Source organism: Microcystis sp., assembly GCF_048564745.1.
Classification (GTDB): Bacteria; Cyanobacteriota; Cyanobacteriia; order Cyanobacteriales; family Microcystaceae; genus Microcystis; species Microcystis ichthyoblabe_A.
In genome coordinates, this window is sequence record NZ_JBLZRT010000155.1 from 1 (window position 1) to 13106 (window position 13106).

The following is a 13106-nucleotide window of genomic DNA, read 5'->3' on the forward strand; positions in this document are numbered from 1 at the left end:
CTTTACAAAAATGACCCAGAGATAGTTACTCAAGCAATTAAGTCTCTGTTTAGCACACCCATGGAAATTAATTTATCAGTAGTAGATAACTCTCCCACTGATGAACTCAAAAAAATCTTTGATAATTTTCAGGAATACGATATAGATTACTACTTCAATAATGGTAATAACGTTGGTTTTGGTCAAGGACATAACCTAGCTATTACTAGGGCTAAAAATTATGATTATCATTTAGTTATCAATCCAGATGTTTATTTTGATAATAATGTGATCACCGAACTTATTCACTACCTCGATAAGCATCAAGAGGTGGGATTGATTACTCCAAAAATATCTTACCCTAATGGGGACATCCAATACCTTTGTAAGCGTCAACCCACAGTTTTGACCTTATTTATTAGACGTTTTATACCAAAAAAAATGCAGTTTCTTTTCAAAAAGAGATTGGACTGGTATGAAATGAGAGATATTAGCTATAACCAGATAATAGAAGTACCGATTATTAGTGGCTGTTTTATGCTATTTAACAGAAAATATTTAGATGATATTGGCTACTTTGATAAAAATATGTTTATGTATTTTGAAGATTATGATTTGACCATGAGAATGTCTAAAAAATACAAAACCATACTTTATCCCCATGTGAATATTTATCATCATTGGGTAAGAGGAGCTCACAACTCGACTAAACTGGCAATAGTTTTTGCTCAATCTGCCGTGTATTTTTTCAATAAACATGGTTGGAAATTTTACTAAAATTAATTGAATAATTAATAATGAAAAACGTTTTAGTTACAGGTTCTACTGGCTTTATTGGCAGCCACTTACTGCCAACTTTACATCAACATAACTACCAAATAACAGCTGCAATTCGCCAGAAATTTGAGTTTCCCGCAGCCCTGTCAATTAAGGCCGTTCAGGTGGGTGAAATTGATGATATGACCGATTGGCAAGAAGCATTGCTAGGCATTGATATAGTTATTCATTTAGCAGGACGCGCTCATATCCTTCATGAGACTATATCCAATCCAGAAGCAGCATTTATAAAAGTTAACACTAAGGGGACTATTAACCTAGTGAAGCAGTCGCTAAAAGCGGGAGTTAAGCACTTTATTTTTGTCAGTTCTATTCATGCTATGGCTGCCGAAAGTGATGATATTCTTAACGAAAATTCTCCCTGTCACCCTGATAGTCCCTATGGTCGTAGTAAATTGCAAGCAGAACAAGCTTTAATTAACCTTGCCAAAGATAGTAACATGACTTGGACAATTATTCGTCCTACTCTAGTTTACGGCCCTGGTAATCCGGGTAATATGGACCGCTTGATGAAACTAATTAAACGGGGATTACCTTTACCTTTTGGTGCAATAAAAAATCGTCGTAGTTTTGTCTTTGTGGGTAACTTAGTTGCTGCCATTATTACCTGTTTAGATCATCCTAATGCCGCTAATCAAATCTTTTTAATTAGCGATAACCAAGCTGTTTCTACTCCCCAATTAATTCGACTCATTGCTCAACAAATTCAACAACCCTGTCGATTGCTGCCCGTCCCCACTACCTTACTTAGATTCTTAGGTTATCTGGGTGATATCATAGAATCCATAACAGGGAAAAATCTCCCTTTTAACACCTATAGTATCGATCGCTTGCTTGGTTCTCTTGCCGTTGACTCTAGCTATATTCAAAAAACCCTGGATTGGCAACCTCCCTTTACTTTAGAGCAAGGATTAGCTCGAACCATTCAGCCAGAAAATTAGTGATCAGCTTATCAAAAAAGGCTTCATAATTCAAGTTCCGCTTTGACAAAATCGGCAGTTTTATAGAGAGAAAACCCCACTTTAGCGGCTATTATCTGCATAGCGCGGTTATCCCTTAAAATTTCCCCTTCGATTCCCTCTAATCCTTCCTTTTTGCCAATAGTGACCAAACGCTGTAGTAATTCAGTACCAATTCCTTGACCTTGATAGTCATCCCTAACTAATAAGTCAAATTCCGCCACATTAACGCCATGCAGTTTATTTAAGCGTCCTATAGCGATAATTTCTGGCTCTTCCGTCTGAGCGTTATTAATCTCTACCACTAAGCTCATTACTCGATCATAATCGATAAAACAAATGCGCGTAAGACGATCATAAGCGGTTTGGCGATCGAGATTGACAAGATGAAAATAACGATAATAAATGCTTTCTTCCGAGAGATAATGGTGAAATTGTCGCACTAAAGGCTCATCCGCTGCCCGAATCGGACGAATTAGCACCTTTAAGCCTCTTTTCGTCGTCCAAAGTCCCATATAATGTTCGGGATAGGGACGAATCGCCGGATGAGATAACTTTTCTGGGGGTGTAGTCGGAGGATGAAGAAGGATAGAAGCGGAAAGAGCGATCAATTGCTCTGAATCGGCAAAAAAGGGATTAATATCGATAGTTTTAATGCGAGGTTGTTCACTAACCAGGTGACTAAATTTAACGATTATTTGCTCCAAATTCGCTAAATTAAGCGATTTAAGCCCATTTGTCCCCTGAAAAGCCCGATAAATCTTGGTTTTTTCTAAAAGTCGGCGAGCGAGATTAGTATTTAAAGGAGGTAGAGCGGTGGCGTAATCTTGAAAAATATCGACTAAACGGCCACCAGTACCGAAAATTATCACCGGTCCGCACTGATCATCGTAATTAGAGCCGATAATTAACTCATATCCTCGATCGATCTCTAACATCGGTTGAATACTCACCCCGAGAAAATGCTCCCCACCCACTTGTGCGCTAACATTAGCTTCGATCGCCTGATATGCTTGTGCGACTGCCCTAGGGGAAAAAAGCGGCAATTGTACCCCACCCACCGCGCTTTTATGGATAATCGTCCTCGAATACAGTTTCATCACCACGGGATAACCGAGAGATTTAGCGAGATTAACTGCTTCTGCGGCACTTTCAGCAATTCTAGTGACAATAACAGGGATTCCATAAGCTTTGAGTATATCTAAAGACTCTGGCTCACTGAGAATTGTTCTATCCCCTGCTTGCTCGATAATCTGGCTCACTAAAACTCGATCGGAGCCATTTTCCTGAGAATTGGTTAAAATTGGCGTTTGATAAAGACCGCGCAGATTCTCTTCATATTTCCAGAGCAAATTAAACACCCGGGCCGCCGAATCGGGATAGCGATAGGTGGGGATACCCTGCTGATTTAATAACGATACTCCCTCTGCAATGCCCTCTCCCCCCATCAAACTTGCTAAAATGGGTTTTGTGCTATTTTGAGCGATTGAGGCAATTCTAAGGGCAATTTCTCGCAGATCAGTGTTAAAGCGAGGCGAGAGAATCATCAACACCGCGTCGGTATGTGCATCCGCTAAAGCGATCTCTAGGGCGCGAGCGTAGCTATCGGGATCGCTGCTGCGACGCAGATCGATAGGATTTTGGGGGACAATATCCGCGGGAACAAGAGGAGCTAGTTTTTCGATCGTTGCGGGGTTAAGGGTTGCCAGTTGTCCATCTTCCGCCAGTAAAGCCGAGGCCGCTAAAAGAGCGGGAGCAACACCATTGCTGATGATTGTCAAGCGTTTTCCCCGGGGAAATCGGGGAATTTTCGCTAAAACTTGCGTGATATTCAAGAGATCGGCCAGTCTTTGTACTTCCACGATGCCACAGCGAGCAAAGGCAGCGGAGAGAGTTAGCTGATCGCTGGTCAATTTGCCAGCATGGGAAAGAGAAGTGGGGTCAAAGTCGGTACTGTGGCGACTAATGGCGATAATTGGTTTATTTAGGGCAACTTCTCGGGCCGAGGACAGAAAAGAGCGGGCATTATTCAGGGATTCCAGGTAGATAACGATGCTTTTAGTTTGGGGATCGTCTCCCAAATAATAGAGTAATTCGCCCCAATCCACATCTAAAAGAACTCCGAGGGAGATAAAGTGACTAAAACCGACATTTTCGCTTAAACTCCAATCAAGCACGGCAGCCGCGATCGCCCCACTTTGACTAATCAGGGCAATTGAACCAGTTTTCGGCAGGATGGGGGAAAAGGTGGCGTTAAGATTTTGGCTTATATTGCAGATTCCTGAGCTATGGGGACCGATGATGCGTAATTTTTGACCAGCGATCGCTTTAATTTCCCTGAGTAAATTTTCCCCCATCTGTCCAGTTTCCCGAAAACCCGTGGAGAGAATCAGGGCGCATTTAACCTGTTTTTCGACAGATTGGGCGATAATAGCGGGAATTTCGGGAGCAGGGGCGGTGATAATTACCAGATCGATCGCCGCCTGGATATCCTCTAAACTGCTATAGGTGGGAAGATCGAGCCAGTTTTCGGGGTGAGGATTAACTAGATAAAGGCGGTGCTGACCGGGATTATGATGGAGATTATGTAAAAGAGTGCGATCGAGTTGGGGATTTTGGCGATTAAATCCCACCACAGCGATGGTTTTTGGCTCAAAAAAGGCTCTTATGGTTTGATGTTCGCCACCACGAGGATATAAGATGGGATTTAACATAAGTAAGCTAGGAGGCATTTAAACTGGGTATTGTTAAGTGAGCTAAAAAAGCGGCTAACCCTTACTTTTCCAGTGTTCCGGTGTTCCAGCGTTCCCCGATCGATCTAAACCAATTTTAGCTGTTTAATCAGGGTTTGATCGGTGTAATTAATTTTGTCTAGGTAGCGATCGGCAATAAAACAGCCCTAGCCGATGAACATTTTCCCCAAGAGATCTAGTAAACTATCTGATGCTGTAAATATTTAGAGACAAACGATGGAACTGGAATATCCCGAGGATTTGAGATACCTAGAAACCCACGAATACGTCAGACTCGAAGGTGAAATCGCTACCTTGGGAATTAGTGCTTTTGCCGTCGATCAATTGGGTGATATCGTGTTTCTAGAATTGCCCGAATTGGGAGAGGCGCTGGAAGTAGGTAGTAGTTTCGGCACGATTGAATCGGTAAAAGCGGTAGAAGATCTTTATCCTCCCGTCTCGGGAACCGTAGTTGATCGCAATCAAGCGATGATTGACTCCCCCGAATTAATTGCCGATGATCCCCACGGGGAGGGTTGGTTATTAAAAGTGCGGGTAGAAAATCCCGATACTGCCTTGGCTGATACCCTCTCCGCTAGTGAATACCGCGCCCAAGTAGCAGGGGAAAGTTAACTAATATTAACAACAGGGAGCCAGACCCTCACACTATCATAATCATAGAAAGAATTGAAAAAACAGGAAGCGATCGAGTCTTCCTGATTTTTGTCTCTAAATCGTGCTGAGACGAAATTCTTGCCCGAATCGAGTCAGGTTTCACTATTTACCCAATCTATGCTAAATCCTAATCTCGCGGCGATCGAACTTTCCAAAGAGGAGGTTCAACGCTACTCTCGACACATTATTCTGCCCGAAGTGGGCTTAGAAGGTCAAAAAAAACTAAAAGCCGCCAGTGTTCTCTGCATCGGCACCGGGGGACTCGGTTCCCCGCTTTTACTCTATCTAGCGGCGGCTGGCATCGGTAGAATCGGTATTGTTGACTTCGATATCGTCGATAGTTCCAATCTGCAACGTCAAATTATTCACGGCACTTCTTGGGTAGGTAAACCGAAAATTGTTTCCGCTAAGGACAGAATTCTAGAAATTAACCCCTATTGTCAGGTGGATTTGTACGAAACCCGCATAAGTTCCGAAAATGCCCTTGACATTTTAGCCCCCTATGATGTAGTCATCGACGGGACGGATAATTTCCCCACCCGTTATCTGACTAATGATGCTTGTGTTCTTCTCGACAAACCCAACGTCTATGGCTCAATTTTCCGCTTTGAAGGACAAGCAACCGTTTTTAACTACCAAGGCGGTCCCAACTACCGCGATCTCTATCCCGAACCGCCACCACCGGGGATGGTTCCCTCCTGTGCCGAAGGCGGCGTTTTAGGGGTTTTACCCGGAGTAATCGGCACAATTCAAGCCACAGAAGCCATTAAAATCATCCTCGGCGCACCGGATACCCTCAGTGGTCGTTTACTGCTTTACAATGCTTGGGAAATGAAATTCCGCGAGTTAAAATTGCGTCCGAATCCTATCCGTCCCGTCATTGAAAAACTAATTGATTACGAACAATTCTGCGGTATTCCGCAAGCGAAGGCACAAGAAGCAGCAGAACAGCAAAAAATGACAGAAATGACCGTAGTAGAGTTAAAAGCACTAATTGACAGCAATGCCAATGATTACATTCTCATCGATGTGCGTAATCCCAACGAGTACCAAATCGCTAATATCCCCAACTCGGTGTTAATTCCCCTACCCGATATCGAGAATGGTGCGGCAATTCCCAAAATTAAGGAATTAGTCAACGGTTATCGTCTTATCGCCCATTGTAAGATGGGGGGACGTTCCGCTAAAGCCCTCGCTATCCTCAAAGAGGCAGGTATCGAAGGAATTAACGTCAAAGGTGGCATCAGTGCCTGGAGTCGCGAAGTCGATTCCACTGTACCAGAATACTAATTTTGGCCCTTGGGTTTTGGGGTGTTAGGGTGTTAGGGTTTTGGGGTATTAGTCAAATTCCCCCATCTCCCCATCTCCCCATTCCCCCATCTCCCCACTTCATAATTCATAATTCATAATTTATAATTCCCTCTCCCCATTCCCCCATCTCCCCATTCCCCCATCTCCCTGTTTCCTGTTCCCCGTGAATCTGTTAAGATCAAGGCCAGTTAGCCTTAAAATCTTGGGTGTGAGCAAACAATGAAAAACCATATTAAAAAAATTGCTAGTTGGAGCGCGATCGCTACTATTTCCCTTGGCTTAGTAGAAATGAACCGAACAGCGATCGCATTTGGCAACAATAATCAATTTAGTGCCTGTATCAGTCAGATTGTCCGCACGGGGGTGAGTCCCCAAGATGCCGCCACCGCTTGTTCAGAAGCATTAATTCCTAAAGAATTATCCCGGTGTGTAGTGATGATTAAATCCAAAACCCCGATCGATGGTAATCTGGCTCTGCAAGCTTGTTTTCAAGTGCGTCGTCCTATTGACCTAGGTAATTGTGTGGTCGATATCCATCGCGCTGCCCCCTTGTTTGCCGCTAATTCCCTCAAACAAACGGAAACAGAAACAGCCAAGGAACCCGATAAATTAGGGATTTCTACACAGGTTTTAGATTCCTGTCGTCAAAGTTTATTACCCGGTCGCTTTTCCGAGTGCGTTATCGCTGTCAGTCGTGATGTGGACAAAAATAACCCCTCCCAAGCTTTACAAACCTGTTTAAGTGCCGAGGATTTCCCCAGGGATCTATTCCCCAGTTATCCCCAAAATCAAGACCAGAGACTTTAATCAAGATTATTTGGCTCTCTTATTTTGGGAATATACGGAAAAACCAGAAAACGTTAAAGATTGAACCATCAATCAGACGATTTCGGCGGCTTAGGAAAGGTACACTTAACCGTAATATTTAAATTACTTTTAGCGGTTCCTTTGGTAATATAAGGGATTCCTACCTCACCGCCGATTTCCACACCAAATTGTAAAGTGACTTCCTCAATGTTGGCAATGGCTAAATTGCGAAAAGCGTTTAAAGTGTAAGTAGTGTAAGTACGAATTGTATCTTCAATTGTCTGAAAATTCTGCAAAATTTGCTGTTTATCTGGTATAGAAGTTCCCCCTTTAGCAACTCTTCCCTCGGTTTTTACTGTCTCGGCAGGAATTTCTAGGTCATCGGTGGACTCTATATAAATTAGAGTGTTTTCGTCAATTTGGATCGGAGTTAGTCGAGTCATAAATAATGCAGAAATTGAAAATTAACTTTTTTCTTAACTATTTCTCGGCTCTCCCGTACTTGTGATGATAAGAAAAGATTATCTAAGGGAGGGCGTATGCTTTCCTTGCAGTTTACCAAAAAATAACCTAACATAAAAAACATTTCTATCCCTTGCTGACTGTCTATGGCTCGCTACGCCCTCGTCATCGGCATTAACGATTACGATAACCGGAACTTTCTACCATCTTTGAGTAAACCCGCCAAAGATGCGGAAGCTGTTGCTAAATTCTTGGAGAATACTGGGACATTTGCCAATGTAGAACGCCTACCCAATTGCTGGATTGCCGCAGAAAAACGCTACGAAGTTGTTCCAGGAAAGGTAACGGGGAATGAAGTCTTGCAGGCCTTACAGCAAATTTTATCGGGAGAGCAGACCAAAAATCAAGAAGTCTTGATCTACTTTTCAGGACACGGGTTTCGCCTGATCAATCGCATCGGTGACGGGGAAGCCTATCTCGCCACCTCCGATAGCCAACCCGACGGCAAAAATGCCATTTCTTTAGACCGAGAACTCAATCCTTTATTACGGCGTTCTAGTTTGAGTAATCTGGTGGTAATGCTAGACTGTTGCCATGCAGGGGCGTTATTGCCCGAAAATCGGGGACTAGATCGCATTTTGCTAGAACCTAGCCTCTCAGCGTTTAAGGAGAAGCAAGATTACTACCTAATCGCCGCCTGTCGGTCAGAACAGGTAGCGTGGGAAGATGAGGAATACAGTTTGTTCACCGCCGCCTTACTCGAAGGACTGTCCCCACAACAGGCTGACCCAGAAACGGGAGAAATTAGTGCCGATCGCCTGTTTGATTTTGTTTCGCGGGAATTGCGCGGGGAGGGTCAAGAACCGATTCGCATGGGAGTTGGGCGATCGCTAATTCTGGTCAAATATGGGGCGCAACCTCAAGTTAAAGAAGTGGAACCGTTACTAGATGAGAAGAAAGAATTGCGCTGTCCCTATCAAGGATTGCTGGCGTTTACTAAGAAGGAACGCCCATTTTTCTTCGGACGCAAGCGAGTGGTGGACGACATCAAATCTAAGCTGGATCGGCTAAATTTTGTCCCTCTGATTGGTGCTTCTGGAAGTGGTAAATCTTCGGTAGTTCTGGCGGGATTGATGCCCTGGTTGGAAGAATTAGGATGGCAAATTCTCGAACCGATCAAGCCCGGATTTAAGCCGTTGTCAAAGTTAGAAAGCCTACTGTTATACTATTTTCCAGATCGCGAAAAATTGCTGGATGAATGTATCAATAATCCAGCCAGCGAAGGCTTAAAACCGCTATTAGAACTTTTTCGCCGCGAACACAAATTCTTGCTGGTGGTGGATCAATTTGAGGAATTATTCACTTTTGCTCTAGCGGAACAGCGCGATCGCTTTATTGAATTGATTACTCAAGTTGCCACAATTCCAGACTCTCCTCTGGCAGTTGTCGCTACCATGAGGGCGGATTTCATTGAACCCTGTTTGCGTTACGATTCTTTGCGACAACTGATTCAAAATAACGCCGAATACCTGCCAGAACTAAGGGGATTAGATTTGCTAGAAGCTATCACCGAACCAGCCAAACTGCAAGGTTATGAAGTTACTAATAATTTACTCAATCAAATCCTTGAAGATATTAAACAAGAACCCGGATTTTTACCCTTATTAGAGTTTGCTTTAACCCAGCTTTGGCAGAAACGAGATGAAGCAAACCATCGGCTGACTTTAGATACTTATGAGGCGATAGGTGGGATAGTAGGAGCGTTAAATTGTCAAGCTGATAAAGTTTATCAATATAGGGATTATGAAAAAGACTCACCGCAGCAGGAGCGAACAGAAACAGAAAAAGCTTTAATCAAGCGAATTTTCTTGAATCTTCTGCAAATAGGAGATGGGGAAAAAGATACCAGATTGCGTCAATCAAAAGCCTTTATCTTGTCTTTAGCTGGAGATAATCAAGAAGGAAAAAAAGTTTTAAAAGAACTGATTGAAGGAAAACAAGGATTAGTAAAAGGTCGCCTTTTAGTAACGGGAAAAACTGAACGAGAAGAAGAAGCTTGGGTAGATTTAGCCCATGAAGCTTTAATTGAAAAGTGGGACAACCTGAATCAGTGGCGAAACGAAAATCGACAGGGAAGAGAATTAGCCAAACAGGTGGATAAAGATGCCAAAGACTGGCAAAAAAATAATAAATCCCAGGATTATTTGTGGTCGGGTGACAAGTTAGCAGATGCAGAGAAAATTCTGCAAGAATATCAAGACACGGTGGAAACTACGGACTTGGCTAAAGATTTTCTCGAAGCTAGTAGCCGGGCGCATCTCATGTTTGTAAATCTACCAAGTTGGGATTTTTACGGGGAAACTCCTCGATAAAATCGGAAGTAACGCCCGATTTTATCACTCAATCCAAGCTTTTGGGGGGTTCTACCCCCCGCTCATTAGCTTTTCGGTGGGATGCTTACAGGCAGCTGCTGATGCATTTGTCATCATCTAAGAGTCACTGATAATTGCTGATTATCGGTATTTCTGCAAATGTGAGATGCACCCTAGTAGCCAGCAAGAATTATATAATTACCTCCGCAGTTCAGACATTGATAATTTAGAGCGAGAGACATTAGAAAAGGAAGCAGCCAATAAATCATTTTTAAACCGAGAAAAGTTGAGAAACTTACTCGAAGATGAGAAGGAAAAACCACAGATAAGGCTGTCAGCGTCCTGGTTGCTGAAGCAGTGGGGAGAGGAGGTTCCTATCTGGAAAGCCAAGGTTGATGAGCAAGGAAAAATTGCCCTCTCAATCATCACAGAAAACGACCTACCAAGCACAGTAATCGAACAGTTAGAAGGTGAAATAAGCCTAGAAATGGTGGAGATTCCTGGTGGTGAGTTTTGGATGGGTTCTCGTGAAGGAGAAGCAGGAGCATATCCAGATGAACTTCCGCAACACAAGGTCAAGATTTCTCCCTTTCTGATGGGCAAATATCTAGTAACGCAGGCGCAGTGGCGAGTAGTGGCTTCTATGCCTAAAATTGAACGGGATCTTAACCCAGAACCTTCCTACTATAAAGGGTATAGCCGCCGACCAGTGGAATGTATTAGTTGGTACGAAGCAGTGGAATTTTGTGAGAGACTATCCCATTGGTCTCAGCAAAAAGGGAAAGGCTATCAATACAGTTTACCCAGTGAAGCGGAGTGGGAATATGCCTGTAGGTCAGTTATCAGTTATCAGTTATCAGTTATCAGTGAAGAATTAAGCCAAAATCCGATTTATCCGCCTTATCATTTTGGGTGGAAAATTGACCCAGCTTTGGCAAATTATGCACAAACTGCTCTTGCAAGGACGACCACCGTAGGCAGGTTTCAAATCGCCAATGCCTTTGGACTTTATGATATGCACGGGAACGTCTTTGAATGGTGTTTAGATGATTGGCATGATCATTATGAAGGCGCACCAATAGATGGTCGGGCGTGGTTGAATGAGAATAATTCTCAATATAAGTTGCTGCGCGGCAGTTCGTGGGGCCGCAACCCTGAGAACTGCCGTTGTGCCTACCGCCACTGGTTCAATCCCGCTCTTAGGGACAGCCGCTTCGGGCTGCGGGTAGTTGCGTCGTCGAGGACTTAGCTTTTCCCTTTTTTCTCTTTCACTTTTACCCTTTATCCTGTATTTTTTTCCCTTTTAAGCGAGCGTAGCGAGCGAATTTTTTTTTGAAATTTGCTTGTGCCAAGGCTCTGGCTTGGTATATATAGTTGTTTCAAATAAGAATGAGATAAGACTCACCTAGCTCACTATTATTGTCAGTAAGCACTCCCGTAGGGGCGAAGCATTCGGGCAATAACCTATCGCTGAAACCGTAGATTTCTTATCCGAATGCTTCGCCCCTACAACCTCAAATACCAATTTAAATGATGAAAAGCTTATGTCTCAAACTTATTTGAAATGACTATAACATCTAGCCAGCAGACTACCTGAATAATTAGCGAGCAGGATGCTCGCATTCCCTTAAATCTAAGGCACTAAATTAGCTGTTTCAATCCAGTAGTATGCTATACTTATTACAGGTATAAACTCGTAAATTGGAGGAAAAAGCCATCAATAATGATACCCACTCCCGAACAGATGCTTACTTGCATTAGAATGTGTCAAACCTTGTCTAACTTCTATACCGATATTCATCTATTTCGGTATGATGAAAATAGTAATGTGAGCATCTTGCTCACTAATGTGGAGTTTGAAGATGAATCATCAACCTGATTTTTACCAAATGTCTCGCCCAGAATTAAGAAAATATGTCCTCTCCCATCGAGAAGATGATGAAGCCCTAAGAATTTATATGGATAGAATGCGAACTGAATCAGGTGTAACTAGATTTACCCTTACTCCTAGTCAAGAAGATATGAAGAAATTAGAAGAATTTCTCAAGGCAAAAATGGATAAATAAAATCAATTTAACTTGCTTGTACCAAGGCTCTGCCTTAATGTATGCTTCAGGTAGAAACTGGGAACGAGATGAAAAAGACGAATCACCGATTCTTCAACAGTACCAAAATCGCTGCATCTCTAATAATCATCAGTTATAATAAAAATGCCAGCAAAAGATATTTATCATGAGGCTCTTCGTTACTTGTTATGGTTCGATAGGGGGGCATAAATCGACTAAATCCTTATCTGGCAAGAGATTTAATTGATTAGTTCGCTCTAGATCAAAAACAATTGACAAAAATAGCTAAATGCCTTTCTATATAAGGGTTCCATCCCTTATAACTCCCCTCCATTGCATAACACAAACCGAAGAACCAGAAGTAATAGTGGTGGATGTGTCAGAACAGGAGATAGAACGACCCAAAAAAAAACAGAAATCATGCTATGGTGGCAAGCAGGGGTACCACACATTAAAGTCGCAAGTCGTTGCCGATCTCGCGCAGCGAGCGCGTTGCGACCAAAAAAGCGAGCAGGTAATCTGTGTCCGTTGTGAGAAAGGAAGAGTCCATGATTTTCGACTGTGGAAAGAGAGCAAAATAAGGTTAAATAAGAAAATAGAAATATTAGGGGATAAAGGCTATCAAGGAATTCAGAAGCTCCATCAAAACAGTCAAGTTCCTCATAAAAAAAAGAAAAAATAAAAACTAAGTAAAGAGCAAAAAAAAGCCAATCGTCAGTTATCACAACGGCGCATAGTTATAGAACATATTCATCGTCGTCTCAAAATATTTCGGATACTTTCATCAAGATACAGAAATCGCAGACGGCGATTTGGTCTGAGATTGAATTTGATTGCTGGTATCTACAATTACGAACTTCGTTACCGACAAAAGGATATATCTTGATTACTTTTGCAAGAGATCTA

General features: G+C 42.6%; 11 protein-coding genes and 1 pseudogene. 10 read left to right on the forward strand and 2 right to left on the reverse strand.

From position 1 onward, the window contains the following. Both ACOCD9_RS17150 and ACOCD9_RS17155 read left to right on the forward strand, forming a co-directional pair. A partial coding sequence (locus tag ACOCD9_RS17150) for a glycosyltransferase (protein ID WP_419548034.1) occupies positions 1–756 on the forward strand: 756 nt, incomplete at its 5' end. Positions 757–776: 20 nt separating this feature from the next. Further along, entirely contained in the window at positions 777–1757 is a 981-nt protein-coding gene (locus ACOCD9_RS17155) for an NAD-dependent epimerase/dehydratase family protein (protein ID WP_419548035.1), read from the forward strand. A 23-nt stretch (positions 1758–1780) separates the two neighbouring features. Here the strand turns inward: ACOCD9_RS17155 and ACOCD9_RS17160 are convergent, their stop codons facing one another. Continuing rightward, a complete protein-coding gene (locus tag ACOCD9_RS17160; protein ID WP_419548036.1) occupies positions 1781–4489 on the reverse strand; it encodes a GNAT family N-acetyltransferase in 2709 nt (902 codons plus the stop codon). Positions 4490–4744: 255 nt separating this feature from the next. Between ACOCD9_RS17160 and gcvH the strand changes: the two genes are divergently transcribed. From gcvH to ACOCD9_RS17175, 3 genes are all read left to right on the forward strand, one after another. Beyond that, a complete protein-coding gene (gcvH, locus tag ACOCD9_RS17165; protein WP_002737085.1) occupies positions 4745–5140 on the forward strand; it encodes a glycine cleavage system protein GcvH in 396 nt (131 codons plus the stop codon). A 159-nt stretch (positions 5141–5299) separates the two neighbouring features. Beyond that, the gene (gene moeB / locus ACOCD9_RS17170; RefSeq protein WP_043998707.1) at positions 5300–6472 is read left to right on the forward strand and encodes a molybdopterin-synthase adenylyltransferase MoeB; all 1173 of its coding nucleotides are present in this window, start codon (positions 5300–5302) and stop codon (positions 6470–6472) included. 240 nt (positions 6473–6712) lie between these two features. After that, positions 6713–7300 carry a hypothetical protein gene (locus ACOCD9_RS17175; RefSeq protein ID WP_419548037.1) on the forward strand — a complete coding sequence of 196 codons (588 nt, stop codon included), beginning with the start codon at positions 6713–6715 and terminating at the stop codon, positions 7298–7300. 68 nt (positions 7301–7368) lie between these two features. Here the strand turns inward: ACOCD9_RS17175 and ACOCD9_RS17180 are convergent, their stop codons facing one another. Next, entirely contained in the window at positions 7369–7743 is a 375-nt protein-coding gene (locus tag ACOCD9_RS17180; RefSeq protein ID WP_419548038.1) for a CU044_2847 family protein, read from the reverse strand. Positions 7744–7908: 165 nt separating this feature from the next. On the opposite strand from ACOCD9_RS17180, the gene ACOCD9_RS17185 reads away from it, so the two are divergent. The 5 genes and pseudogenes from ACOCD9_RS17185 to ACOCD9_RS17205 all read left to right on the forward strand — a co-directional run bounded on the left by ACOCD9_RS17185 (position 7909) and on the right by ACOCD9_RS17205 (position 13086). Beyond that, positions 7909–10134, forward strand: a complete 2226-nt coding sequence (locus tag ACOCD9_RS17185; RefSeq protein ID WP_419548039.1) for a caspase family protein — start codon at positions 7909–7911, stop codon at positions 10132–10134. 166 nt (positions 10135–10300) lie between these two features. Beyond that, positions 10301–11383: a formylglycine-generating enzyme family protein gene (locus ACOCD9_RS17190; protein ID WP_419548040.1), complete on the forward strand. Its 1083-nt coding sequence runs from the start codon at positions 10301–10303 to the stop codon at positions 11381–11383. A gap of 474 nt (positions 11384–11857) precedes the next feature. Further along, on the forward strand, positions 11858–12013 hold the full coding sequence (locus ACOCD9_RS17195; RefSeq protein WP_002737946.1) for a DUF6888 family protein: 156 nt from the start codon (positions 11858–11860) through the stop codon (positions 12011–12013). Next, the gene (locus ACOCD9_RS17200) at positions 11997–12200 is read left to right on the forward strand and encodes a DUF6887 family protein (RefSeq protein ID WP_002758886.1); all 204 of its coding nucleotides are present in this window, start codon (positions 11997–11999) and stop codon (positions 12198–12200) included. Before ACOCD9_RS17195 ends, ACOCD9_RS17200 begins: the two co-directional genes overlap by 17 nt. A gap of 337 nt (positions 12201–12537) precedes the next feature. After that, a pseudogene (locus ACOCD9_RS17205) lies at positions 12538–13086 on the forward strand (transposase family protein). The last annotated feature ends 20 nt before the right edge of the window (positions 13087–13106 follow it).